Annotated in this window: 21 protein-coding genes, 1 pseudogene and 1 riboswitch; of the genes and pseudogenes, 16 read left to right on the plus strand and 6 right to left on the minus strand. The window is 69.5% G+C overall.

Annotated elements, in window-relative coordinates:
• Positions 1-140: 140 nt before the first annotated feature.
• From shc to ACFUNE_RS28780, 7 genes are all read left to right on the plus strand, one after another.
• Positions 141-2,153, plus strand: coding sequence for a squalene--hopene cyclase (shc, locus tag ACFUNE_RS28750; protein WP_383574029.1), 2,013 nt, complete (start codon positions 141-143; stop codon positions 2,151-2,153).
• Between the two features lie 4 nt (positions 2,154-2,157).
• Positions 2,158-2,817, plus strand: coding sequence for a 1-hydroxy-2-methyl-2-butenyl 4-diphosphate reductase (locus tag ACFUNE_RS28755; RefSeq protein ID WP_383574031.1), 660 nt, complete (start codon positions 2,158-2,160; stop codon positions 2,815-2,817).
• Between the two features lie 6 nt (positions 2,818-2,823).
• Positions 2,824-3,843, plus strand: coding sequence for an adenosyl-hopene transferase HpnH (gene hpnH, locus ACFUNE_RS28760; protein ID WP_383574032.1), 1,020 nt, complete (start codon positions 2,824-2,826; stop codon positions 3,841-3,843).
• 250 nt (positions 3,844-4,093) lie between these two features.
• Positions 4,094-6,004 carry a 1-deoxy-D-xylulose-5-phosphate synthase gene (dxs, locus tag ACFUNE_RS28765; RefSeq protein WP_383574034.1) on the plus strand — a complete coding sequence of 637 codons (1,911 nt, stop codon included), beginning with the start codon at positions 4,094-4,096 and terminating at the stop codon, positions 6,002-6,004.
• Positions 6,001-7,395, plus strand: a complete 1,395-nt coding sequence (locus ACFUNE_RS28770; protein ID WP_383574036.1) for an aspartate aminotransferase family protein — start codon at positions 6,001-6,003, stop codon at positions 7,393-7,395. The genes dxs and ACFUNE_RS28770 overlap by 4 nt, the downstream gene beginning before the upstream one ends.
• Before the next feature lie 60 nt (positions 7,396-7,455).
• Positions 7,456-8,076, plus strand: a complete 621-nt coding sequence (locus ACFUNE_RS28775; protein ID WP_383574038.1) for a helix-turn-helix domain-containing protein — start codon at positions 7,456-7,458, stop codon at positions 8,074-8,076.
• A gap of 77 nt (positions 8,077-8,153) precedes the next feature.
• Complete coding sequence (locus ACFUNE_RS28780; protein ID WP_383574040.1) at positions 8,154-8,327, plus strand: DUF6126 family protein; 174 nt, start codon at positions 8,154-8,156, stop codon at positions 8,325-8,327.
• 12 nt (positions 8,328-8,339) lie between these two features.
• Here ACFUNE_RS28780 and ACFUNE_RS28785 read toward each other — a convergent pair whose 3' ends face one another.
• Complete coding sequence (locus ACFUNE_RS28785; RefSeq protein ID WP_383574042.1) at positions 8,340-9,164, minus strand: tyrosine-protein phosphatase; 825 nt, start codon at positions 9,162-9,164, stop codon at positions 8,340-8,342.
• Positions 9,165-9,566: 402 nt separating this feature from the next.
• A riboswitch (cyclic di-AMP (ydaO/yuaA leader) is annotated at positions 9,567-9,727 on the plus strand.
• Between the two features lie 3 nt (positions 9,728-9,730).
• On the opposite strand from ACFUNE_RS28785, the gene ACFUNE_RS28790 reads away from it, so the two are divergent.
• Positions 9,731-10,612, plus strand: a complete 882-nt coding sequence (locus ACFUNE_RS28790) for a peptidoglycan DD-metalloendopeptidase family protein (protein WP_383574044.1) — start codon at positions 9,731-9,733, stop codon at positions 10,610-10,612.
• A gap of 163 nt (positions 10,613-10,775) precedes the next feature.
• Positions 10,776-11,603, plus strand: a complete 828-nt coding sequence (locus ACFUNE_RS28795; protein WP_383574046.1) for an SGNH/GDSL hydrolase family protein — start codon at positions 10,776-10,778, stop codon at positions 11,601-11,603.
• Between the two features lie 114 nt (positions 11,604-11,717).
• Here the strand turns inward: ACFUNE_RS28795 and ACFUNE_RS28800 are convergent, their stop codons facing one another.
• Together ACFUNE_RS28800 and ACFUNE_RS28805 are read right to left on the minus strand one after the other, a co-directional pair.
• Positions 11,718-12,329: a TetR/AcrR family transcriptional regulator gene (locus ACFUNE_RS28800; protein ID WP_383574048.1), complete on the minus strand. Its 612-nt coding sequence runs from the start codon at positions 12,327-12,329 to the stop codon at positions 11,718-11,720.
• Positions 12,330-12,382: 53 nt separating this feature from the next.
• Positions 12,383-13,582 (minus strand): Glu/Leu/Phe/Val dehydrogenase dimerization domain-containing protein, encoded by a 1,200-nt coding sequence (locus tag ACFUNE_RS28805; RefSeq protein ID WP_383574050.1) that lies wholly within the window; start codon positions 13,580-13,582, stop codon positions 12,383-12,385.
• A gap of 180 nt (positions 13,583-13,762) precedes the next feature.
• Between ACFUNE_RS28805 and ACFUNE_RS28810 the strand changes: the two genes are divergently transcribed.
• The 3 genes from ACFUNE_RS28810 to ACFUNE_RS28820 all read left to right on the plus strand — a co-directional run bounded on the left by ACFUNE_RS28810 (position 13,763) and on the right by ACFUNE_RS28820 (position 17,586).
• Entirely contained in the window at positions 13,763-14,203 is a 441-nt protein-coding gene (locus ACFUNE_RS28810; RefSeq protein ID WP_383574052.1) for a PPOX class F420-dependent oxidoreductase, read from the plus strand.
• A gap of 123 nt (positions 14,204-14,326) precedes the next feature.
• Positions 14,327-15,523, plus strand: coding sequence for an MBL fold metallo-hydrolase (locus ACFUNE_RS28815; protein WP_383574054.1), 1,197 nt, complete (start codon positions 14,327-14,329; stop codon positions 15,521-15,523).
• Positions 15,524-16,068: 545 nt separating this feature from the next.
• Positions 16,069-17,586: an RICIN domain-containing protein gene (locus ACFUNE_RS28820; RefSeq protein ID WP_383574056.1), complete on the plus strand. Its 1,518-nt coding sequence runs from the start codon at positions 16,069-16,071 to the stop codon at positions 17,584-17,586.
• A gap of 55 nt (positions 17,587-17,641) precedes the next feature.
• Here the strand turns inward: ACFUNE_RS28820 and ACFUNE_RS28825 are convergent, their stop codons facing one another.
• Together ACFUNE_RS28825 and ACFUNE_RS28830 are read right to left on the minus strand one after the other, a co-directional pair.
• On the minus strand, positions 17,642-18,142 hold the full coding sequence (locus ACFUNE_RS28825; protein ID WP_383574058.1) for a hypothetical protein: 501 nt from the start codon (positions 18,140-18,142) through the stop codon (positions 17,642-17,644).
• A gap of 44 nt (positions 18,143-18,186) precedes the next feature.
• Entirely contained in the window at positions 18,187-19,281 is a 1,095-nt protein-coding gene (locus ACFUNE_RS28830; protein WP_383574060.1) for a hypothetical protein, read from the minus strand.
• 371 nt (positions 19,282-19,652) lie between these two features.
• Between ACFUNE_RS28830 and ACFUNE_RS28835 the strand changes: the two genes are divergently transcribed.
• The 3 genes and pseudogenes from ACFUNE_RS28835 to ACFUNE_RS28845 all read left to right on the plus strand — a co-directional run.
• Positions 19,653-20,372 (plus strand): hypothetical protein, encoded by a 720-nt coding sequence (locus ACFUNE_RS28835; protein ID WP_383574062.1) that lies wholly within the window; start codon positions 19,653-19,655, stop codon positions 20,370-20,372.
• Between the two features lie 64 nt (positions 20,373-20,436).
• Positions 20,437-22,272: an FG-GAP-like repeat-containing protein gene (locus ACFUNE_RS28840; RefSeq protein WP_383574064.1), complete on the plus strand. Its 1,836-nt coding sequence runs from the start codon at positions 20,437-20,439 to the stop codon at positions 22,270-22,272.
• 520 nt (positions 22,273-22,792) lie between these two features.
• A pseudogene (locus tag ACFUNE_RS28845) lies at positions 22,793-23,348 on the plus strand (hypothetical protein); the annotation flags it as partial.
• On the opposite strand, the gene cobF reads toward ACFUNE_RS28845, so the two are convergent.
• Positions 23,299-24,090, minus strand: a complete 792-nt coding sequence (cobF, locus tag ACFUNE_RS28850; RefSeq protein WP_383574066.1) for a precorrin-6A synthase (deacetylating) — start codon at positions 24,088-24,090, stop codon at positions 23,299-23,301. The pseudogene ACFUNE_RS28845 and the gene cobF overlap by 50 nt on opposite strands.
• A gap of 285 nt (positions 24,091-24,375) precedes the next feature.
• Between cobF and ACFUNE_RS28855 the strand changes: the two genes are divergently transcribed.
• On the plus strand, positions 24,376-25,497 hold the full coding sequence (locus tag ACFUNE_RS28855; protein ID WP_383574068.1) for a pentapeptide repeat-containing protein: 1,122 nt from the start codon (positions 24,376-24,378) through the stop codon (positions 25,495-25,497).
• Positions 25,498-25,576 lie beyond the last annotated feature (79 nt).

Here is a 25,576-nt window from a genome sequence, read left to right on the forward strand (position 1 = left end):
CTGCGCGCGTTTTGGGTTGTCTTAAAAATTATAGCACCCCAACCATTTTTGTCGCCGCGGGGGGGGGGGGCCCCCCCTGGGGCCCCCCCCCGACGGAGACCCCAGCACAGCAGAGGACCAAACTGCACGAAGGGGAAGCCATGACAGCGACGACCGACGGAAGCACCGGGGCCGCGCACCTCCGCGCAGCCCCGGCCTGCGATCCGGCCGAATCAACCATCGCCGCGGACGACATGTTCGCCGTCGCGCGGCTGGCCGCGGAACGCTCGGTGGAGCACCTCCTCGGCAGGCAGGACGAGCAAGGGTGGTGGAAGGGCGACCTCGCCACCAACGTCACCATGGACGCCGAGGACCTGCTGCTCCGTCAGTTCCTGGGCATCCAGGACCCGGACACGGTCAAGGCCGCCGCCCGCTTCATCCGGGGCGAGCAACTCGGCGACGGCACCTGGAACACCTTCTACGAAGGTCCGCCCGACCTCTCCGCCACCATCGAGGCCTACGTCGCCCTGAGGCTCGCGGGGGACCGGCCGGACGACCCCCACATGATCCGAGCGGCGGGCTGGGTCAGGGAACAGGGCGGCATCGCGGAATCCCGGGTGTTCACCCGGATCTGGCTCGCGCTCTTCGGCTGGTGGAAGTGGGACGACCTGCCGGAGCTCCCTCCCGAGCTGATGTTCTTCCCGAAGTGGGTCCCGCTCAACATCTACGACTTCGGCTGCTGGGCCCGCCAGACCATCGTGCCGCTCACCATCGTGTCCGCGAAGCGGCCCGTACGCCCGGCCCCCTTCGCCCTGGACGAGCTGCACACCGATCCGACGTGCCCCAACCCGCCCGGACCCACGGCGCCCGCGGTCAGTTGGGACGGCCTCTTCCAGAGACTCGACAAGGCACTGCACCTCTACCACAAGGTGGCCCCGCGCGGCCTGCGCCGCGTCGCCATGAACGCGGCCGCCCGCTGGATCATCGAGCGCCAGGAGAACGACGGCTGCTGGGGCGGCATCCAGCCGCCCGCCGTGTACTCGGTCATCGCCCTGCACCTGCTCGGCTACGACCTCGACCACCCGGTCATGCGGGCCGGCCTCGAGTCGCTCGACCGGTTCACCGTGTGGCGTGAGGACGGCGCCCGCATGGTCGAGGCCTGCCAGTCCCCGGTCTGGGACACCTGCCTCGCCACCATCGCCCTCGCCGACGCGGGAGTGAGCCCCGATCACCCGGCGCTCGTGAGGGCAGCCGACTGGATGCTCGGCGAGGAGATCGTACGGCCCGGGGACTGGTCCGTACGCAGGCCCGAACTCGCCCCGGGCGGCTGGGCGTTCGAGTTCCACAACAGCAACTACCCCGACATCGACGACACCGCCGAAGTCGTCCTGGCGCTGCGCCGCGTCCGTCACCCCGACCCCGCGAGGATCGAGGGCGCCATCGAGCGAGGGGTGCGCTGGAACCTCGGCATGCAGTCGCGCAACGGTGCCTGGGGAGCCTTCGACGCGGACAACACCAGCCCCTTCCCGAACAGGCTGCCGTTCTGCGATTTCGGTGAGGTCATCGACCCCCCGTCGGCCGACGTCACCGGGCACGTGGTGGAGATGCTCGCCGTCGAGGGCCGGGCGCAGGACCCCCGCACCCGCCGGGGCATCGAGTGGCTGCTCGCCGAACAGGAGGCGAGCGGGGCGTGGTTCGGCAGGTGGGGCGTCAACTACATCTACGGAACGGGATCCGTGGTGCCCGCGCTGATCGCCGCCGGGCTGCCTGCCGCGCACCCCGCGGTGAGGCGGGCCGTCGACTGGCTGAGATCCGTCCAGAACGACGACGGGGGCTGGGGCGAGGACCTGCGCTCCTACCGTGAGGAGAAGTGGATCGGCCACGGCAGCTCGACGGCGTCCCAGACCGCGTGGGCACTGCTCGCGCTCCTGGCGGCGGGGGAGCGGGAGAGCAGGTCCGTGGAGCGGGGCGTCGGCTGGCTGGCGGAGACCCAGCAGGCGGACGGTTCCTGGGACGAGCCGCACTTCACCGGAACCGGCTTCCCCTGGGACTTCTCCATCAACTACCACCTCTACCGGCAGGTGTTCCCTCTCACCGCCCTCGGCCGGTACGTGTACGGAGACCCCTTCGCCACCGCCACCGGTATCGGCGCCGGTGCCGGTAAGGGGGCCTGAGCCCGTGGGTGGTGCACAGGAGCCGCCCCGCCCCGTCACACCGCTGTTGATCGCCTGTGCGCTCGGCATCGAGCGCTTCGCCCTGCGTACGGGCAGGAAGAGCGGTCTCCCCGGTCCCGGGCCGGTCAGCATCATCCGGTCCGGGATGGGACCCCGGGCCGCCGAGAACGCCGTCCGGGAGGCCCTGGGGCTGAACGGGGCCGGGGGCACGGCGGTCATCGCCTCCGGCTTCTGCGCCGGGCTGGAGCCCGGCATGCACCCGGGCGACCTCGTGGTGGCCGAGGAGACCCGGGACGCCGGCGGCACCACGCCCTGCACGGGGACCGGGCTGCTCGTCGACGCGCTGGTCAGAGCGGTGCCCGGGCGCACGGTCCACACGGGCCCGCTGACCGGATCCGGGCACGTCGTCCGGGGGCCCGAGCGGGCCGGCCTCCGGGCCGCCGGTGCCATCGCGGTGGACATGGAGTCCGCCGCCACTCTCCGCACCGCCGTACGGACCGGGCCACGCCCGGTTGCGGCCGTACGGGTGGTCGTGGACGCTCCAGAGCATGAGCTCGTCCGTATCGGCACGGTCCGCGGTGGAATATCGGCATTCCGTGTTCTCCGTGCCGTCCTTCCGGCATTTCATGAATGGCACCGTTCTTTGCTGCTCCCCAGGAGGTGAGCCCAGATGGCCATGCCGCTCCGTCAGTCCATCAAGGTCGCGACGTATCTCTTCGAACAGAAGCTCCGCAAGCGGGAGAAGTTCCCGCTGATCGTCGAGCTGGAGCCCTTGTTCGCCTGCAATCTGGCGTGTGAGGGCTGTGGCAAGATCCAGCACCCGGCCGGAGTGCTGAAACAGCGCATGCCGGTCGCGCAGGCGGTCGGGGCGGTGCTGGAATCAGGTGCCCCGATGGTCTCCATCGCCGGTGGTGAGCCCCTGATGCACCCTCAGATCGACGAGATCGTGCGTCAGCTGGTGGCCAAGAAGAAGTACGTCTTCCTCTGCACCAACGCGATGCTCATGCGCAAGAAGCTCGAGAAGTTCACGCCTTCCCCCTACTTCGCCTTCGCGGTGCACATCGACGGGCTGCGCGAGCGGCACGACGAATCGGTCGCCAAGGAAGGCGTCTTCGACGAGGCGGTGGAGGCGATGAAGGAGGCCAAGCGGCGCGGCTTCCGGGTCACCACCAACTCCACCTTCTTCAACACGGACACCCCGCAGACCGTCATCGAGGTGCTGAACTTCCTCAACGACGAGATGCAGGTCGACGAGATGATGATCTCGCCCGCCTACGCCTACGAGAAGGCACCCGACCAGGAGCACTTCCTGGGCGTCGAGCAGACCCGCGAGCTCTTCAAGAAGTCCTTCGCCGGCGGCAACCGCAGCCGTTGGAGGCTCAACCACTCCCCGCTCTTCCTGGACTTCCTGGAGGGCAAGGCCGACTTCCCCTGCACGGCGTGGGCGATCCCCAACTACTCGCTCTTCGGCTGGCAGCGGCCCTGCTACCTGATGAGCGACGGGTACGTCCCGACCTACCGGGAGCTGATCGAGGACACCGACTGGGACAAGTACGGCCGGGGCAAGGACCCGCGCTGCGCCAACTGCATGGCGCACTGCGGCTACGAGCCCACCGCGGTGCTCGCCACCATGGGATCGCTGAAGGAATCCCTGCGAGCGGCACGGGAGACGATCGGCGGGAACCGGTGACGCCATGACCACGGGAGAGCCGGCCGTCACTCTCCCCGCGCCGCCGGCCCGGCCGCTCGCGGTGCGCCGCCCCGCGCGGCGCACCCGGCTCCGGCCGGTGGCGGCGGCGCGGGGGCGTGCCGGTGCGGGCGCCGGCCGATGACGACGACGCGTACGTCCGTTCGGCGGTGCGACGCAGGAGGCGGGAGCCCCCACCGGATCCCGGCCGTGACCGTGAGCCGATGACAGGACCAGAGAGAGGGGCCCGGGCGTGACGATGCTGGAATCCATCAAGGGGCCGCAGGATCTCAAGGCGCTGAGCCGACCGGAACTCGATGAACTGGCTCAGGAGATCAGGGAGTTCCTGATCCGGGCCGTGACGAGGGCGGGCGGTCATCTCGGCCCCAACCTCGGGGTCGTCGAACTCACCATCGCCCTCCACAGGGTCTTCGACTCCCCCGTGGACCGTGTCCTCTGGGACACCGGGCACCAGAGCTATGTGCACAAGCTGCTGACGGGGCGTCAGGACTTCTCCAAGCTGCGCAGCAAGGGCGGACTCTCCGGCTATCCGTCCCGCGAGGAGTCCGAGCACGACGTCATCGAGAACTCCCACGCCTCCACGGTGCTGGGGTGGGCCGACGGCCTCGCGAAGGCCGACGAGGTGCTGGGCCGCCGACGTCATGTCGTGGCGGTCGTCGGCGACGGGGCCCTCACCGGTGGCATGGCCTGGGAGGCTCTCAACAACATCGCCGCGGCCAGGGACCGCCCGCTGATCATCGTCGTCAACGACAACGAGCGCTCGTACGCCCCCACCATCGGCGGCCTGGCGAACCATCTCGCCATCCTCCGCACCACCGACGGCTACGAGCGCTTCCTGTCCTGGGGCAAGGGTGTGCTCCAGCAGACGCCGGTCATCGGGCCCCCGCTGTACGGATCGCTGCACGGTGCGAAGAAGGGCTTCAAGGACACGTTCGCCCCGCAGGGCCTGTTCGAGGACCTGGGCCTGAAGTACGTCGGCCCGGTCGACGGGCACGACACCACCGCCGTCGAGTCAGCACTGGGGCGGGCCAAGCGGTTCCACGGCCCGGTGCTGGTGCACTGCATCACCGAGAAGGGCCGCGGCTATGCGCCCGCCCTGGCCGACGACGCCGACCGCTTCCACACGGTCGGCAGGATGGACCCCCTGACCGGCGAGCCGCTCGTGGTGCCCGCCGCACCGACCTGGACCTCGGTGTTCGGCGACGAGATTGCGGAGATCGGTGCCGAGCGCCCGGACGTGGTCGCGATCACCGCGGCCATGCTGCACCCGGTCGGGCTGACGCGCTTCGCGGCGGAGTTCCCCGACCGGATCTGGGACGTCGGGATCGCCGAGCAGCATGCCGCGGTCTCCGCCGCGGGTCTGGCCACCGGCGGTCTGCACCCGGTCGTCGCCGTCTACGCCACCTTCCTCAACCGGGCCTTCGACCAACTGCTGATGGACGTGGCCCTCCACAGGTGCGGGGTGACCTTCGTCCTGGACCGGGCCGGCGTCACCGGCGTCGACGGCCCCTCGCACAACGGCATGTGGGACATGTCCGTGCTCCAGGTCGTCCCGGGGCTCAGGATCGCGGCCCCGCGCGACGCCGACCGGCTGCGGGAGGAACTGCGCGAGGCCGTCGGGGTGGACGACGCGCCGACGGTGATCCGGTTCCCCAAGGAGTCGGTGGGGGAGCCGGTGGCGGCCGTCGGGAGGATCGGCGGGATGGACGTCCTGCACCGGGCCCCGGACCCGGACGTCCTGCTGGTGGCCGTCGGGGTGCTCGCCCCGCTCTGCCTGCAGGCGGCCGACCTGCTCGCCGGGTCCGGAATCCGCTGCACGGTCGTCGACCCGCGCTGGGTCAAACCGGTCGACGAGCAGTTGCCCCCGCTCGCCGCGCGGCACCGGCTGGTGGCGGTCGTCGAGGACAACAGCAGGACCGGCGGTGTCGGCTGGGCCGTCGGACAGGCCCTGCGGGACGCGGGCGTCGACGTACCGCTGCGGACCTTCGGCATCCCCGAGGAGTTCCTCGGGCACGCAGGGCGCGGTGAGGTGCTGGCCGAGATCGGGCTCACCCCGGTGGAGATCGCCGGACCCATCGGCGCGGCGCTGGAGCGCCGCACGGCAGTGGGAGAGCGGAACGTGCCGAAGGAGAACGGGTCATGAAGGACGAAGAGCCCGGTTTCGATCTGGCTCGGCTCCTCGCGGATCGGGGTGCCGAGCGCTACGAGCTGCACACCCGCCACCTCAACCACCAGCTGCCGCGGATGCTTCACACCCTCGGTTTCGACAAGGTCTACGAACGGGCCGAGGGCGCGTACTTCTGGGACGCGGAGGGCAACGACTACCTCGACATGCTCGCCGGTTTCGGCGTGATGGGGCTCGGCAGGCACCACCCCGTCGTACGCAAGGCGCTCCACGACGTCCTGGACGCGTCGCTCGCCGACCTCACCCGCTTCGACTGCCAGCCGCTGCCCGGGCTGCTGGCGGAGAAGCTGCTGGCGCACAGCCCGCACCTGGACCGGGTGTTCTTCGGCAACAGCGGCACGGAGGCGGTCGAGACGGCGCTGAAGTTCGCCCGGTACGCGACCGGCAAGCCACGGATCCTCTACTGCGACCACGCCTTCCACGGGCTGACCACCGGCTCGCTGTCCGTCAACGGGGAGAAGGGCTTCCGGGACGGGTTCGCACCCCTGCTGCCCGATACGGCCATCGCGCTCGGCGACCTCGACGCCCTGCGGCGTGAGCTCAAGCGCGGTGACGTGGCCGGACTGGTCGTGGAGCCGGTCCAGGGCAAGGGGGTCCACGCCCCGCCGCCCGGCTTCCTGCGGGAGGCGCAGGAACTGCTCCACCGGCACAAGGCCGTGCTCATCGCCGACGAGGTGCAGACCGGGCTCGGCAGGACCGGGGACTTCTACGCCTACCAGCACGAGGAGGGAGTCGAGCCGGATCTGCTCTGCGTCGCCAAGGCGCTCTCCGGCGGGTACGTGCCGGTCGGAGCCACGCTCGGCAAGGACTGGATCTTCAAGCGTGTCTACTCCTCCATGGACCGGGTCCTCGTCCACTCCGCGAGCTTCGGTTCCAACGCCCAGGCCATGGCGGCCGGCCTCGCCGTCCTCACGGTGATGGAGCAGGAGGAGACCGTCGCGAACGCCCGCCGCACCGGCGATCTGCTGCGCGAACGGCTCGCCGCGCTCGTCGGCCGCTACGAGCTGCTGCACGAGGTGCGCGGGCGCGGGCTGATGATCGGCATCGAGTTCGGCCGGCCGTCCTCCCTCAAGCTCCGCAGCCGCTGGACGATGCTCCAGGCGGCCCGCAAGGGGCTGTTCGCGCAGATGGTGGTGGTGCCGCTGCTCCAGAAGCACCGGATCCTCACCCAGGTCTCGGGAGATCACCTGGAAGTGATCAAACTGATCCCGCCGCTGATCATCGGAGAGCCCGAAGTCGACCGCTTCGTGACCGCGTTCACCGCCGTCATGGACGACGCGCACAACGGGGGCGGGCTGATGTGGGACTTCGGCCGGACACTGGTGAAACAGGCTGTCGCCAACCGCTGAGCCTTTTGCCTCCGAGGCAATTAATTTGCCTCGGAGGAAAGCTCCTGGCTCAATGGAGGCATGAATCCTCCTGACGGAGGGGTGGCCGACGAGCTCCCCGGGGTCGCGCCCCGCCTCCGCGACCTGCGTCGCAACCGCGGCCTCACCCTGGAGGCGGCGGCCGGACGGGCCGGTCTCTCGCCGGCCCACCTCTCCCGGCTCGAGACGGGCCGCAGGCAGCCTTCGCTGCCGATGCTGCTCGGCCTGGCCCGTGTCTACGGTACGACCGTCTCCGAGCTCCTCGGCGAGATGCCGCCCGAACGTGACGCGATCGTCCGCGGAGGCCCGCCCGGGGACGCACCGCGCGGCACCGAGGCGGGCGGCTGGGTCTACCGGCAGGCCGGTGGAGCGGGCCGCGCCATGCAGGCTCTGCGGGTCCACGTCCCGTACGGCACCGAGGGCGACCTCGTCCGTGTCCACCCCGGCGAGGAGTGGCTGTACGTCCTCGACGGCAGGCTCCGGGTCGTGCTCGGCGAGACCGTGCACGACCTCGGTCCGGGGGACAGCGCGCACTTCGACTCGCTCACGCCGCACCGGATCGCGGCGCTCGACGCCGGTGGGGTGCGCCTGCTCTTCGTCCACACCCTGCTGCAGAGCCCCGCCGCCGAGCTGTGCCTGGGCAGCGGGATCCACCGGCTCTGAATCCCCGCACGCCCGTCCCCGTAAGCCCCCGCCCTGTTCGTCACACCGGTCCCGGAGGGCCGGAAGAGAGGACCGACATGCCCGATTCGGAGCACTACGACCCCCTGACCCCGCGCAGGGCGAGGAGCGCGGACACGCAGGAGCGGCGGATGCCCCGCGGCGTCGTGATCCGGCTCTTCGCCTACCTGGTGGCCGGCCACGTGGTCGCGGCCTTCCTCTTCCTGCTCTTCACCGTGGCGGGGAAGGGCTGACCTCCGCCGCGTTCACGCGTCCTCGACGAGCCGCTCACGCAGCTGCGCGCGGGTCTCGGGGCTGATCTTCAGTCCTTCGAGGAAGTAGCGGTCCGTGCTGCCCCAGACCTCCTCGATGGTGGCGAACGCCGCGGCGAGGTAGTCGGCGCGTGCGCCGAAGAGGGGATTGAGCAGCTCCATCACCTCTTCGGACATTCCCACCGGGGAGGAGTCGCTGCGCTTCACCTTGTAGCGGCGGTGCGCGTCGTTCGACTTCAGGTAGTCGGCCTCGATGGCCTCCTTCTCGACGCCGACCGCAAGAAGGGAGACCGCGACGGACAGGCCCGCCCGGTCCTTGCCCGCCGCGCAGTGCATCAGCGCGGGCACGCTGTCCTGGGCGAGGGCGTGCAGCACGCGGCTGTGTTCGGCGGTGCGGTCCTTGATGATCGAGCGGTACGAGGCGATCATGCGGTCCGTCCCCTTGTCGCCGGCAAGGATCGAGCGCAGCTGCTGGATGTTCCCGTCGCGCACCAGCCGCCAGAACTCCGCGCCGTCGGCCGGATCGGAGAGAGGAATGCTGACATTCCGGACGCCGGGCAACTCCACGTCGAGCCCGTCGAGCTTGTGGTCGGCCGCGTTGCGGAAGTCGAAGACCGTGTGCAGGCCGAGCCCGGAGAGGAACGCGGTGTCCGCCTCCGTGGCATGGGCGAGATGGCCGCTGCGATAGAGGCGCCCGTAGCGCACGGTGCGGCCGTCCGTGGTCGGAAGCCCGCCGACGTCGCGGAAGTTGCGGACGCCGGTCAGGCCGACGTCCGTCGGCTCCGGGCCGGCCGGGGGGACCTCTGGCAGCTGCGTCACAAGGGCTCCTGGAGTGTCGGGCGTCGGCGCCGCTCGCCGACGGGGGCACGCCCGCGACGATACGACATGGCTGCATCAGGCAACCGTCTCGGTCGCCGCCCCACGGGGCGGTGGGCATGACATGTCCGTATTGGTGCATTTAGCGGAACATGCCCCGCTTGTACGGGAGATGGGGTGAGGCGGGTGAGCGGGATCATATACGTGACGGTGCGTGGTGAAGATTCCGACAGGCATTCCGGACGCCACGCGGAAAGCGAAGATCCGTAATCCACGGAGTGTGACGGGAATTCGGGCCCGGAAATGAAGCGTCGATTCCGGTCCGCAATCCGAGGCTTGTTCGCGGCGTCCCGGTGCGCTTACGGTCACGGTCAATCCGGACGGAACGCCTAATCCTGCCGCCGCCCGGAATCCGCACCGACTCACGTGTGGCAGGAGCGGGGGAACCAGGTAGGCCGCCGGCCGGAGGGATCCGGTACGGCTTGGGGTCAAGACGCGCACCGCGCGGCCGGGCATCTCCAGTCCGAACCCGACAGCTCACCTCGCAGGCGCCGGAGAGGAATTTCCCCATGCCCGCAAAAGGCAAGCACCGTCGTACGAAGACCGGCCCGATCTCCCGAGGCGTCCTTGCCGCAGGGACCGGCGGCGCCGTCCTCGCCCTCCCGCTGATCGGCGCCACCGGCGCCCACGCTGCCGAGCAGGCCGCTCCGGCCGCCAAGTCGGCTGCCGCTCACAGTGCGCCCGCATCCGCGGCCAAGAGCTCCGCGAAGACCTACACCGTGGTCTCCGGCGACTACCTCGCGAAGATCGCGGCCGACCAGAAGGTCAAGGGCGGCTGGCAGAAGCTGTACAAGGACAACCGCGACGTCGTCGGCGAGAACCCGAGGCTGATCGTCCCGGGCATGAAGCTCACGCTCGGCGCCAAGGCATCCGGCTCCGCCGAGGCCGCGCCCTCCAAGGCCGCGCCGAAGGCCAAGGCCGCCGCTCCGGCCGAGCAGGCGGCAGCGAAGACCGCCGACTCCGCCGCCTCGGAGAGCAACGGCTCCGGCTGGGCCACCCCGGTCGAGAACCCCAACGTCACCACCCAGTACCGCGCCGCCGGCGCCAGCTGGTCCAGCGGCTACCACACCGGCTCGGACTTCCAGGCGGCCTCGGGCACCAGCGTCCGGGCCATCGGCCAGGGCACCGTGGTCTCCGCCGGCTGGAGCGGCTCGTACGGCAACGAGGTCGTCATCCAGCACAGCGACGGCATGTACTCCCAGTACGCGCACCTGTCCTCGCTGGAGGTCTCGGCCGGTCAGACCGTCACCGGAGGCCAGCAGATCGGCCTCTCCGGCTCCACCGGCAACTCCACCGGCCCGCACCTCCACTTCGAGGTCCGGACCGGCCCGAGCTACGGCTCGGACGTCGACCCGATCGCCTACCTGCGTTCGCACGGCGTCTCCATCTGAGACGCGCCACCTGAGGGTGGAGGAGAGGGGCGGGGCGCCGACGCGCCCCGCCCCTCTCCTTATTCCGGCTTTACCAAAAACTGACCGGGTGGTCTTTCTCACCACCCGTCAACCCCTTATTACGGTCGCGTAGGTCACAATCGAAGGTGCAGGATAGGCCCTTGTGGCAGACGATTCGAGAAACAAACAACGAGGCATCATCGGGTCGTACGCAGCGATTGGCGACAGCTTCACCGAGGGCGTCGGAGACCCCGGCCCTGGCGGGACGCTCGTCGGCTGGGCGGACCGGTTCGCGGTCCTCCTCGCCGACCAGCTCCCGGTCCCCGATGCGGTGGTCGGCCCCGTGGACGACCCGCACGGGAACTTCCGGTACGCCAATCTCGCCGTACGCGGACGCCTCCTCGACCAGATAGTCGAGGAACAGGTCCCCCGGGCCAAGGAGCTGGCACCTGATCTGGTGAGCTTCTGCGCCGGCGGCAACGACATCCTCCGTCCCGGTTCCGACCCGGACGACGTGGCGGAACGCTTCGAGCGTGCGGTCGCCGAGCTGACGCAGTCCGTCGGCACCGTCATGGTCACCACCGGCTTCGACACCCGGGGCATCCCGGTGCTCAAGCACCTGCGGGGCAAGATCGCCATGTTCACCGCGCACGTCCGGTCCATCGCCGACCGCTACGACTGCCCGGTCCTGGACCTGTGGTCCCTTCGGTCCGTGCAGGACCGGCGGGCGTGGGACAGCGACCGGCTGCACCTGTCGGCCGAGGGACACACCCTGGTCGCGCTGCGCGCCGCCCAGGTCCTCGGACTCGACGGGCCGGCCGACCCGGACCAGGTGTGGCCTCCGCAGATCCACCGGGGGGCCTTCGAGGTGCGCCGTGACGACATCCAGTGGGCGCGTGAGTACCTCGTCCCGTGGATCGGGCGGCGGCTGCGCGGGGAATCCTCCGGAGACCACGTCGAGGCCAAGCGCCCCGACCTGCTGCCTCTCTGACGCGCCGTCACCGGTGGTGGTCGACGACTGACGGAGGGGAGCGGACGCCGGGCGGGGGCCGATGGGCACGAGCCGATGGGCGACGGGCCCCCGTACGGCCCGCGACGGGCTCACTCAGCCGGTCAGTACCTCGTGGTCGATGCCGAGTTCGCGGGCGAGCGCTTCTTCGGTCCACAGCAACATGGTGGCCCGGGAGAGCGGACCCGCGTACGACGTCATCTGGACGGCCAGGCCGTCCAGGAGGGCGGTCAGCCGCCAGGCCACGGACATCGGGTCCTCGCAGTGGAACTCACCCGCCGCGGCGCCCTCCTCGATGACCTCGGCCAGCTCGGCCTTCCACTGCTGGTCGAGATCACCGGCCACTTCCCGCAGCACGGGGTCACGCAGGGACGACGCCCAGCCCTCGATCCACAGCCGCCAGCCCTTGGCCTGGCCGGTCGGCGCGTACCAGCGGACGGCGGCACGGAGCCGCCGGACGGCGCTGGTGCGGCGGGTCAGCAGCTTGCGCAGGTGGGCGAGATCGGCCTCCGCCGCATACGCGAACGCGGCGGCCACCAGCTTCTCCTTCGACGAGAAGTGGTAGAGCACCAGTGCGTTGCTCACCCCGAGAACAGCGGCCACATCGGCGATCCGGACGGAGGACACACCCCGGACCTCGATCTGTTCGACGGCAGCGCGCAGCAACTCCTCACGACGCTCCGCCACGCTCAGCCGCACTCTCGCCACGGCGTCACCCTAACCAACGCACCGGCCCGGGGGCCGCCCCGGTGCCTGACGGCCTACCGGTACCAGCCGAAGCGCTCCGCCATCACCGGCAGCCGGTCCGCGGCGAGCGCGTGCGCGGCCGCCCGTGGAGTGCAGCCGTCCGCCGCCGCCCGGTCCAGTACGCGGTCGACGAGGGTGCGCATGGAGTGGCGGATGTGTCCGAACGCCTCCTCGGCATCGGCCCCGATGTCCCCGAACAGCGTCCACCACCACCAGGCGTTCGTGCCGGAGTTGGCGACCACATCGGGGAGCACCGCGATGCCTCGATCAGCGAGGAGCGACTCCGCTTCCGGCAGCACCGGCATGTTCGCCGCCTCGACCACCCAACGGGCCCTGACCGAAGCCTGGTTCACGGTGTTCACGGCGTACGACACGGCCGCCGGCACCAGCACCTCCGCATCGGTGGCCAGCCAGGCGTCGGCGGGCAGCTCCCGGCACCCCTTCGGCAGCGCCCCGCGGTCCACCGTCCCGTGCGCGTCACGCGCGGCCAACAGCGCCTCGACGTCCAGACCGGACGGGTCGGCGATCGTGCCCTTCACGTCGGCGATCGCGACGACGGTCAGCCCGGCCCGGGAGAGGAAGCGCGCCGTCGCCCCTCCCATGGTGCCGAATCCCTGCAGGGACACCCGTGCCCCGGCGTGCGGCAGGCCCGCCCGGTCGAGCGCGGTGAGGACGGATTCCGCGACCCCGCACCCGCCGGCCAGCTCGTCGAGACCGAGCCCGTCCACTGTCACGGCGAAGGCGTCCGCCAGCCGTCGCCGGGCCCCCGCCTCGTCGTCCAGCAGGGGGTAGACCGCCTGGACCGTCGAGACGAGCCCGGCCTCCGCCGCCGCCCGGTCGACGAGGTCCTGGCTGAGCCCGAGATCCTCGCCGGTCGTCCAGACGTTCTCCACGTACGGGCGCATCGCCCTGAGGAAGCGCACGAGCACCCCGTACGCGGCCGGATCGAGCGGATCGCAGTCGATGCCCCCCTTGGCGCCACCCAGCGGGATGTAGCGCGCGCCCGTGTCCTCGGGGTCGAAGTGCAGGGCCTCCTTCATGGTCATACCCCTCGCCAGGCCCGCGACCTCCGTGAGGGTGCACCCCTTCCGCATCCGAAGACCCCCGCTCGACACACCGCGCACCAGACGGTCCACGACGAGGTGTCCCTGAGTGCCGGTGACATGGTCCGTCCAGGTCAGGGTGATCAGTGGGGCGGGGAAGGGGGACGTCACAGAGCGGCTCCTCGGGGGATCTGCAGGGTCGAGGTACTGAACAGCGGGTCAGTATCCGGATGGGCGGCAACGGATGTCAACGCGTCCGGCCCACGGATGTGAACGCGTCCGGCCCACGGATGTGACGTGACCGGAGCCCGGATGCGGAATCCTGCGAGGGGCACGGACGTTGGATCCGGCATGAGTGACTTCGAACCGGGCCGAGAGGCGCTGCTCCGACTCCTCGGGGAGCGCGACGGCGGGGTGCTGGTCACCCTCAAGCGTGACGGCGGGCCGCAGCTGTCCAACGTGAACCACGCCTACTACCCCGATGAGGGAGTGCTCCGTGTGTCCGTCACGGAGGACCGGGCGAAGACCCGAAACCTCCGCCGGGACCCCCGGGCGAGCTACCACGTGACCAGCGAGGACCGCCGGGCCTGGACCGTGGCCGATGCCACCGCCGAGCTCACACCGCCCGCCGCGGATCCGCACGACGCGGTGGTGGAGCGGCTGATCACCCTCTACCGGGACGTCCGGGGCGAGCATCCGGACTGGGACGACTACCGCCGCGTGATGGTCCAGGACCGCAGGGTCGTCCTGACCCTGCGGATCGATCATGTCTACGGCCTGCCCCGTGCCTGAGGTGTCACCACTCGCGACACCGGTCCGGGCGAGCGTCCGGCCCTGCTCCGTTCACCGGCGAGCTCTCGCCCTGTCGTACCTCCCGACCATAATGAGACGACACCGACTCCCCCTGGAGATGTTGTGACCGGCGCCGACGATCAGCCCTCGCTCCGTACCCGACTCCGCTCGCTGCGCCCGGACGCCTTCGGGGCGGACCCGGCCGGTGCCCGGATGGAGCGGATCCGCCGCTCTCCCAATTTCGCCGACGGAGTCTTCCAGAACCCCGAAGGGGCGCGGACCAGGCCGTCCGGCTCCATGATCGAGTTCGCCAAGGTCTACTTCCACAAGGAGCAGCGGGCCCGCAGATCCCCGCTCGGCACCGTGCCCGTCCACGCCACGACCCTGGCCGACCTGGCCTCGCCGCCGGCGACGGGCCTGCGGGTCACCTGGCTCGGTCACTCCAGCGTGCTCACCGAGATCGACGGCCGCCGGGTGCTCTTCGACCCGGTCTGGGGCGACCGCTGCTCACCCTTCGCCTTCGCCGGACCCAAGCGACTGCACCCCGCGCCGCTGCCGCTGGCAGCGATGGGGCCGGTCGACGCCGTCGTGATCTCCCACGACCACTACGACCACCTCGACCTGCCCACGATCAAGGCCCTGGCCGGCACGGACACGGTCTTCGCGGTGCCGCTCGGCGTCGGCGCCCACCTGGAGCGGTGGGGGGTGCCCCTGGACCGGATCCACGAGCTCGACTGGAACGAGACCGTGCAGATCGCCGGCATCAGCCTGACCGCCACCCCCGCGCGGCACTTCTGCGGCCGAGGACTGCGCAACCAGCAGCACACGCTCTGGGCGTCGTGGGTCGTCGCGGGCCCGGAGCACCGCGTGTACCACAGCGGGGACACCGGCTATTTCTCCGGGTTCAAGGACATCGGGGCCGAGCACGGCCCCTTCGACGCGACGATGATCCAGGTCGGCGCCTATTCGGAGTACTGGCCGGACATCCACATGACACCGGCCGAGGGGCTGCGGGCGCACCTGGACCTCCAGGGCGGTCGGCCGCACGGCGCGCTGCTGCCGATCCACTGGGGCACCTTCAACCTCGCCCCGCATCCGTGGTCGGAGCCGGGGGAGTGGATGAAGGATGCTGCTGGGGAGGTGGGGCAGCCGGTGGCGTTCCCCCGCCCGGGTGAGCCGTTCGAACCGTCCGGGGAGCTTCCCTCGGATGCCTGGTGGCGTGCTGTGGCGGCACCCGGTGAGCACCCATGGCGCCGCTCCGACGTGGTGGATGCGGCACCGGTGCACCGTGAGGAGGTCGACCTCGCGGGGGAGCGGTGACGGAGTACAAGGAGGATCTCCAGCAGCTCGCCCGGATGCTGGGCGAAGAGCGGGACCGTCTCTGCGCGGCTTTCGACGGGCCCTCCCGAGAGGGACGGCCTGCGGCGCCGCGACCGTGCTCACCGTTTCCCGCCGCGCAGGGATCGTCGCGCATTCCGGTCGGGACTCGCATGGTCTGAGTCGCGTGTTCACAACCGTGTGGCCCCGAGGAGCAGGTTCGGGGCCACACGCGTGTGCTGGGTAGCGGCCGCTCTCCTACGGTGTCGACCGCTCGGCCAGGACGACAGCTCTGAGGGGTTCCGGATGCCCGCGACCCCGGCCCGGTGGAGGCGGTCCCTGCAACCGCACGTCACCTCGCGGCACTCGGCACTCGGCACAGGGCACAGTGTTCGGCTGGGCGGGCACCGGCTTCCGAGGTGTGCGACAGGCGTCAACCCGCGTTGGAGGAGGCACCCGTTAGTGATCTTGCCCGTCGGATACCCCTGTGTCGTGCTGGAGTTGGGTGATAACCGCTGGTATCGAGCGGTTGGTGAAACGACGAGGGGATGACGATGAGCAGCACAAGCGCCGAGGGCTCCACCTTCCCGATCAGCACGGTCGCCGGTACCGGGGCCCCGGGGTTCAAGGGAGAAAGCGAACCAGCCGTCTCGGCTCAACTGAACCGCCCGTACGGGATCGCGGTGGGCAGCACCGGCACCGTCTACTTCTGCGACTACAGCAACCATCGGGTCCGGCGGATCACGACCGACGGCAAGATCGGCACGGTCGCGGGGACCGGTGTCGCCGGGTACCGGGGTGACGACGGTCCTGCTGTCTCCGCCCAGCTGAACTGCCCTCGCCAGATCGCGGTGGACAGCGCGGATGCTCTCTACGTCACTGATTCCAGCAACCACCGGATCCGCAAGATCACAGCCGACGGGAAGATCAGCACCATCGCCGGGGCAGGAGTCGCGGGCTTCAGCGGGGACGGCGGCCCCGCCACCGCGGCCCGGCTGAACCTTCCGTTGGGGATTGCGGTGGACAGTACCGGCATCGTCTACTTCTCCGACTACAGCAACCACCGGGTCCGGCGGATCACGACCGACGGCAAGATCGGCACGGTCGCGGGGACCGGTGTCGCCGGGTACCGGGGTGACGACGGTCCTGCCGCCTCCGCCCAGCTGAACTGCCCCCGCCAGGTGGTGGTGGACGAGGGCGGCGACCTCTATGTCGCCGACGCCGGTAACCACCGGATCCGGAAGATCGCAGCCGACGGGAAGATCACCACGGTCGCCGGCACGGGCGTGGCCGGCTTCAGTGGTGACGGGGCGCCGGCTACGGAAGCCCGGCTGAACTCTCCCCTGGCCATCGTGGTGGACAGCACCGGCACCCTCTACATCTCCGACCACAACAATCACCGCGTCCGCATGGTCTCGGCCGACGGGAAGATCACCACCGTCGCAGGCACGGGCACAGGGGGCTTCAGCGGTGACGGAGCCCCCGCTCTGTCGGCCCAGCTGAACAACCCCTTGGGGCTCGCGGTGGACTGCGTCGACACCCTCTACGTGGCCGACTACCTCAACAACCGGATCCGCAGGATCGTGTCGGCGAGGATGGCCGGGCTGCCGGACTCAGGTGCGGCGGTCTCGTGGGCCAACGTCCGCAGCAGGCTGCGGATGGGGGTGCTGCGTGAGTCCATGAAGGACGGCGCGGAGATCCACCAGTCCCTCGCCGCGTCCAGGTCACATCAGCAGTGGCGTCTGGTGGCCGCGGGCCAGGACGACGGCGAGGTCCTGTACCGGATCGAGAACCTCCGCAGCGGCAAGGTCCTGGAAGTCGTAGGAGGAGGCACGTCGGACGGGGCGGTGGTCGCTCAGCGCGCGTACGAAGGGAGTGGAGCGGATCACCAGCAGTGGCGGCTCATCCCCGCGGGCCCGGTGACCGACACTCCCCGGGTGTACGAGATCGCGAACCGGAACAGCGGCCTGCTCCTGAGCATCGACACCAACGCGCCTTCGGTGATCAAGCAGTACGGGGCGCAGCGCGACCGACGTGATCGGCAGTGGCAGCTGCTCCCTGTGTGACGCATGACGAGTGGTCAGGGGCGACCGTCGCCCCTGACCACTCGGATACGCGTGTCTACTTGGCGTCCGACGGCTTTTCGGCGGTCGCCTTGGGCGCTTTGGGAGGCTCCTCCGCTTCAGGGGTTGCCGGGGCCTTCGGCGCCTTGAAGTCGCTCCTCTTCGGCTTCTCCAGGTCCTCGTCCTTCTGGAGGTCGGCGTGCCCGGTCACGGTCGTGCTCGACTCCTGCATGCCGGCGGCGGCGGCTGTGGCGACCGAGCCCGGATTCTGGGCGTAGGCGGCCTGCGCGTCCGCGGACGCCTGGGTGGTCCGGATGAAGGAGCCGAGGAAGCCGAGGACGGCCCGCGCCTCGGGTGACTGCTCCTGCACGACCTTCGCCCGGTTCGAAGCGCCGTGGATCGCGCTGGTGAACAGGCTCGTGCTCGTGTCGTCGTACGTCTCGTCGTCCGCATCCTCGAAGTCGACACCGGCCCCCGGCTGGGCGCTGTCGCGGTCGGGGATCACCGAGAAGAGCCCTGCGCCCCTGCCCGCGGACCCGAAAATGTTGTCGAACACCATGGTCGTCACCTCTCGTTGTCGTGGTGGCGGTGCTGCACGCCGGGTCAGGGCTGCTTGTGCGGGGCACGGTCGCTGTCGGTCAGACTCTCGCCGTCGAACATCGTGTGGTGGACCTCCAGGGCGGAGACGACTTCGGCCAGTCCCTTCATGCGGAAGCCGCCACCCGCCAGATCGAGGTCGCTGATGTCGCGGGCGACCAGCTCGTCGAGCCCGGGATGGTCCCCGCTCTGCGGGGGAGACAGGACCGCTACCGGCACGTCGTACTTCACCGCGAGCAGCCCGGAGAAGGTCACCGGGATCTCGTAGGTGTACTGCTTGTGGGCGCGGCGCTGAGTGACGATGGTCTCCACGCGTGATCCCGGCGGGACCTTGCCGGAGATCTGCGATTTCGAGGCCCAACTGGTGGTCAGGGACCCGCCGACGGAGGCCGCGATGCCGAGGGCCAGTGCGGCGTTGAGCGCCGCGGTACCGGAGGCGCTGCCCGTGGTCGTGAAGTCCACCGAGCCGGCCATGGAGGCCGACGCCGAGTTCGTCGCACCGTTGGTCACCGCCGTGTCGACGGTGTTGGCGTTGTCCACCCCCACGCTGTCCTTGCTGTTCTTGTTCGTCACCGTGTTCGCGTTCTTGTTCGCCATCTCGTTCTTCAGCTGCGTTCCCAGCTGCGTCTGAAGGTTCAGACCGAGCTTGCTCTGCAGTTGCAGTTGGAGCTGTGCGCTGAGGCTGCCGCCGAAGGTGAGCTTGGAGTCCCCGGAGAGCGACCACGTGGCCCCGTTGGACACGGTGAAGTCGACCGCGTCGTTGAAGGTCATTTCGGACTGGCTGCGGTTGACGTAGGTGCGCGAGGAGAACGTGTCGGGCGGAGGCTGGGAGATGTTGCGCCGCTCCTCGATCAACGGCTCCCCGAGATTCATGTAGGCGAGCCACCCCAGCTGGAACGCCGTCCCGGGGAAGGCGCCGAAACGTGACTTGTTCACGGAGAACCCGACGGGCTTGTGCCGCACCCCGTAGTCGTCGACGTAGACCAGGTTGGGGTGGTCCAGGATCGACTGCCAGGTCTGCTCGATGTTGAGCTCCCGCAGGTTCTTCTTCGTCAGCGGCTGGCGCTTGGCCCGTTCCAGGTTGTACGCGTTGGAAGGCAATTTCTGTCCTCGACTGATCTGGCCGAAACCGCGCTCGGTTAAATGGAACCAGGCATCTGCGCACGTGTTCCGACGAGTGAAGTTATCAGGGACCTCGTCGCCCGAGAAGGCATGTCCAAGTACCGCACTCCATCGGGTGATCAAGTTCTCCAGGCCTTCTTGATCACCCGATCGATAGCACTTCGTCGTTTCTCCCATGAGGTGTGACCTCGAACGATACCGCTTTGAGGGCATTTGCTTCGGTCAAGTATTCGTTTCTACGGCTGATTCGACGGAGGATGACTGAGGCCGAAGGATTCCATCGTGATAAACCACTGCACTAAGCGCCCGAAGCGTTGTTCTCCACGTCGATAACAGGTGAGGTTTCCGCGATGTACACCCAAGAACGCACAGCGATGTCGAATTTGGTGGTCGGCGGCCCGGTCGCGGTGAACAGCTACGACAACGCGATCGTGGCGGCGCTGGTCGAGAACCGTCCTGTCATGCTCGTCCACGCTTTCAACGGCGGATACCTGCGGCCCGCAGAGCTGAAGGAGGAGAGTCACGACAAGGGGGTCAAGCTCGCCACCGCGCTCGACCCCGCCACCAAGGACGCGCAGGGCCACCTCTGGCACATCACCCCCGGAGGCTTCTTCGGGCAACGGCCGCTCTATTACATCGAGAGCGCCGCGGGCCAGGTGACACCCAAGGCCGGCGACGCGGCCGGAACGGACGGCGGACGCGGGGACGACGGCTTGCCGAAGCCGCAGCGCAGGCGCGTCACCGTCCATCAGGACGCCCCCAAGAGCACGGCCGACATGGTGCAGGTCGGTCTTCCCGCGAAGGTCGGTGACAAGTGGCGGGGCAAGAACGGTGCGATCGAGGACACCCAGCTCTGGGTCGTCACGGTCACGCCGTGGGGCGGGATCACCTTCGTGCCCATCACCCATCCCGACGCGATCCTCGGGTTCAAGGACCACGCGGTGGCGGCCGACAGCGAGGTGCGGCTCACCTACAACTGGGGCGGGGACTTCACCGGGACGGTCATCAACACCTTCTACCCGCGGCTGCCCAATGAGTGGAACGTCCCCTACCACCACGTCTTCACGTGATCCGCGGATATCGCTCCGCAGCCGTCCCGAGCCGTCGCTCCAACCGCCTGGAAGAGGCACCACGATGCCCGTGCCCACGCACGTACTGAAGCTGGAGATCGTCAACGCCGCAACGGGGCAACCCCTCGGCGCCAGGGCCACACCGGGCGCGGACGGGGCACTCGTCGTCCGCGACCACCCCGAGGACGGCCCGAGCCCGGAGCAGTGGCTGTTCGTCCCCGTGCAGGGCTCGGAGGACGATCCGGCGTATGTGATCCGCAACGCGGTCGGCGGCAAGGTGCTCGACAACCCCGCCGCCGCGGACCGCGGCATCCGTCAGTGGGACGCCGCCGCCAACAAGAAGAGTCAGCAGTGGCGTCTCGTCTCCGTAGAGGGCGAAGCGGGCCTCTACTTCATCGAGGGCGCCGCCGACGGAGCTGTCCTCGGCCTCGCCGAGCCCGGGGCGGACGACACCCGGATCGTTCTCGGCGAGTACGACGACAGCACGCGGAGCCAGTGGTGGCGCCTCGTGCCGGCCGAGCCGGAGCGCACCAGCGACCTCGTGCTGCACTGGGCGCCGCTGAGCCACTGGAACAGCCGGCGGTCCTGGCGACTGGGCCACGAGAGGACCGCGCTGCGGCCGGCAGCCGACGCGGCCCCTTCCTTCAGCAACGTGCTGCTGGTCCTGGAGAAGTTCGGCAGCGACCAGAGCGCCGGCGGGTGGAAGCCGGACAGGCCCGCTCCCTTCCCCGCCGGACAGGGGAACCGGTGGGCGGGGCTGGGTGAACGGTTCCTGGCCGACACCACAGGAACAGGGCGGGCGGACATCGTCGGGCTCAAGCCGGCGAAGGGGGCTGTGACCTCGTCCGGCAGAGGGGACGGGACCTTCGACGACGGTGAACGGGTTCTGCACCCGCCCGCGTCCTCTGCGAGTCCTGCGGATCTGTGGACCCTCGCGAACCTCACGGGCGAGGGCCGTCCCAGTGTCGTCGTGCTGTCCGCCGGAGGTGTCCGGGTGTCCGCCCAGGACGCGGGCGGCACATTCGCGCCCGCGGGTGCCGAACCGGTCCTCAAGGCGTTCGGCCACGGCAAGCAGGCCGGTGGCTGGCTCACCGACAGGCACCTCCGCCTTCTCGCCGACACCACGGGTGACGGCAGGCTCGACGTCGTCGGATGCCACGACGACGGCGTATGGGTGTCCCTCCAGGACGAGGAGGGCGCGTTCGCGCCGATCGGCGACGAACCCGTGCTCCGGGCATTCGGCCACAACGACGAAGCGGGTGGCTGGCTCACCGACAAGCACCCCCGCTTGTTCGGTGACATCACGGGTGACGGCAGGCTCGATGTCGTCGGATGCCACGACGACGGCGTATGGGTGTCCCTCCAGGACGAGGGCGGGGCGTTCACCGAGCCCCTCTACGTCCTTGACGACTTCGGGGTCGACCAGGGCTGGAGCTCGGTCGCTGAGCACCCGCGCTTCTTGGCCAGCACCGTCAGTGGCGGCCCCCAGGGCATCATCGGGTTCGGCCCGCAGGGCGTCGTCGTGTCCCGCGGGCGCGGCGACGGCACGTTCGAGCCCGCGAAACTCGTCCTGAACGACTACGGGCAAGCCCAGGGATGGTCGAGCCGGAGGCACCTCCGGCTCCTCGCCGACGTGACCGGGGACGGCGCCCCGGACATCGTCGGCTTCGGCGACGAAGGGGTCTGGGTGTCGCACAACGACGGCGACGGCGGGTTCGGGCAGGCCCAGTTGGTCTGCCGGGGATTCGGATACAACGACGACGCGGGCGGCTGGCGGGTCGACCGCCACCCGCGCTTCCTCATCGACATCACCGGCGACGGAAAGGTCGACATCGTCGGCTTCGGCGGCCCGGGCGTGCACGTCGCCCGCAATCTCCACCGCCGCTTCAGGACCGGGTGACGTCTTCAGGAACCCGCACGGACCACCGTGTAGCTTGCCTTGCCGGGTGCCCAGGAACGTAGCCCCCCGACGCCCGGCCCGTCCGTTCCCCCGTGGTGCATCGCGGAATTCTCCGGGGGGCGCCCGCCCGTCATTCCAGCTCTGGGCGAGGTTCGTATCGTTTGCCACCGGTGAGGCAGCCAAGAGTTCTGTGTCCGGTGACATCTTGAAAAGGTCCGGGTTACTCACTCCGAGGATGCCCCATGTTCCGAACAGAGGGTCGAGTCGCCTATCTCTCCGAATTGCATCAGGCTACCTGGATGCTCGTCATGCGCCAAAGATACAGAATCAGCCATCGCGGCTGATTCAGTCGTCAGCTGCATCTATATCGAGCCATATCGGAGGCTCTCTTGCCGGTACGTTACGGCACGGTTCGAGAAGAATTGCGCAACCCCATCTCGATGATGGCGTGTTCTGCCGTGATGTCGGCATCCGGTGATCAGTTCATGCCCGTATCCGTCCCTCGCGGAATGGCCTGGGGTTTCCATTTTTGTCCGACCCCGGGAAATCGCATGGCTCGAACTACGCGCCGCCGCTCATCTTCGGAGTTCTCCTCGTCCTCGTCCTGTGCGTGGTGCTCTCCGAGATCGCGGAAGGCGGCATCACCTCCAAGGCCCTCGCCATGCTCGGCGTCGTGTCCGCCGTCAACGCGGCACTGCGACCGCTGGGCGCCGGGACCGCGGGTATCGAGACCGTCTTCTTCGTTCTCGTCCTGGCGGGGCGCGTCTACGGGCCCGGCTTCGGATTCACCCTCGGCTGCACCTCGCTCTTCACCTCCGCGCTGATCACCGGCGGAGTCGGGCCCTGGATGCCGTACCAGATGTTCGGCTGCGCCTTCTGAACCTGTCCTTCTGGCCGTGCTGGCCGGACCCGCCGTGCTCACCACATTCCGCCGCGCCGCCCGACGCGCCCGCTTCCAGGCACCGGCCCGCTTCACCCCTTCCCGCCCGGCGCCGCCGGACGGGAAGGGAGGAGGCGACGCCCGCGTCAGCCCTCGGCGCCGTCGGGGTGGAGCCTCAACAGGTACGTGTCCATGATCCACCCGTGCTCCGCCCGCGCCTCGGCACGCACCCGCCGGATGCGGTCCGACACCTCGTCGAGCGGCCCGGAGACCAGAATCTCGTCCGGGGTACCGATGTACGCACCCCAGTAGATCCATATGCCGCTCCCGGCGAGGTGCCGGAAGCTCTCGTGCGCGTCGAGCATGACGACGATGTCGCCGTCGTCGTTCGGGAGGCTCTCGGAGAGCCGTCGGCCCGGAGTGATGTGAACGGAGCGTCCGACCCGGTTCAGGTTGATCCGGTGACGTGCTGCCAGAGCGGAGACGCTGCTGATCCCAGGAATCACCTCGTACTCGAACGCCACCTGCTCGCGGCGCCGGATGTCCTCGAGGATGGCGATGGTGCTGTCGTACAGCGACGGGTCGCCCCACACGAGGAACGCACCGCACCGACCCGGGGCCAGCTCGTCGCGGATCAACTGTTCGCAGACGTCGGCACGTCGGCGCCGCCAGTCATGAACCGCGTCGGCGTAACCCGCGAACGCGTCCTGGGACCGGTCACGCCAGGGATCGTCGGCCTCGACGACGCGACACCCCGTCCCCACGTGCTCGTCGAGGATGTCCCGCCGCAGCCGGGTGAGGGAGTCCTTCTCGCTGCCCTTGCCCAGAACGAAGAAGACGTCCGCTCTGCGCAGTGCCTTTACGGCGGCCAACGTCAGGTGGTCGGGGTCACCGGCGCCGATGCCGATGACCAGAAGATGCCGGATCTCGCTGCTCATCTGCTGTATTCCTTCGCGTGCGCATCGTGGACTTCCTTCACTGCCGGACTGTCGTGCGGCGGGTTTCGACGGCCTCCTGTGCATCCTCGCTCCGCCCGGCCGCAGGACCGACGTCGGCGCGAGCAGCGCTTCTCACGGTGTGCCACGCGCGACTCCGGCGATGTCGCCGCCCGCACCATGGTCCTACAACCGGTACAGATCGTCCAAGGCGGCGAACCTCAACAGGAGCTCTGAACAAGCCGATTCGTCGCATGCCCGCACCATCGGCCGGACATGATGCCGACCATGAAGCGCGAGACGCGACGGAAGCTGGTGTGGGGCGGCTGCGTGGCCGGGGCCGGACTCTTCATGGCGGCGCTCATCTGGGGGCCCTGGCTCTTCGAGGGCCGCCACGTCCGGGACAGCGAGCTGGCACCGGCCGCCGGAATCATCATCACCGGATTCCGCACCATGCTCGTCGCCCTCGCAGCCGGAGGGGTCGCCGGACTGGGGCTCTTCTACACCCACCGCAATCACCAACACGCGGAGCGGCTCTACGACCACAGTCAGGAACAGTTCGCCCACGTCCGGAGCACGGACAGGGAGCAGGCAGACCTCGCCCGCGAGGGACATGTGACCGGCAGATACGTCGAGGCCAGCAAACTCCTGGCGTCGGGAAACCCGACCGAACGCCTCTGCGGCATCTACGCGTTCGAGCGCATCATGCGGGACAGCGAGAGGGACCATCAGACCGTCGTCGAAGTCCTGGCAGCCTTCATACGGCAAGGCGCGCACGAGGGCCGGCCCGATGACCACGGGGGCGACGGCCCACGACCGGAGCGAGCAGCCGAAGACGTCATCGCGGCCTTCACCGTGCTCGGAAGACGCCCGGTTCGCACCGAGGCATTCCGCACGGACCTGAAGATCACCGACCTGCGAGGAGCGCACCTGACCGGCGCGAACCTGCACCGCGCCCATCTGGAAGGCGCTCGCATGCAGTCCGTGGTGCTGGAGGGGGCCAACCTCCACCGAGCAAGCATCGCAGGAGCCGACCTGGAGGGGGCGGATCTCAGAGACGTGAACCTGCACGATGCCGATGCCGTGTCGGCGAACCTGAAGCACGCGGACTTGCGGAGAGCCAACCTCCACCATGTCCTGCTCCAGGCAGCAGACCTCGAAGGCGCGGATCTCCGTGAGGCCAACCTCCACGATGCGGTCCTGGACGAAGCGAACCTGCTGGACGCCGATCTGCAGGGCGCGTCGCTCGCAGGAACCCGGATGGCCGAGGTCAGGCACGTGACAGTCGAACAACTGGTCGGTGCGCGCCTTTTCGGCTCGACCGTCCTCCCCGGGAGCCTTGCCGCAGATGTCCGTGTCCAAGCCCGGATCCGAGCGTGCGAGGAGCAGCGGCGGCACGGCCGGGAGTGACTGCCTGAAGAACACGCGCTGCCTGGCCGTGCTGACCACGGGGCGCACCCGGAGCTGTGGTCCGCACCGGCCGGGCAGC

The organism is Streptomyces sp. NPDC057287 (assembly GCF_042667905.1).
Taxonomy (GTDB): domain Bacteria; phylum Actinomycetota; class Actinomycetes; order Streptomycetales; family Streptomycetaceae; genus Streptomyces.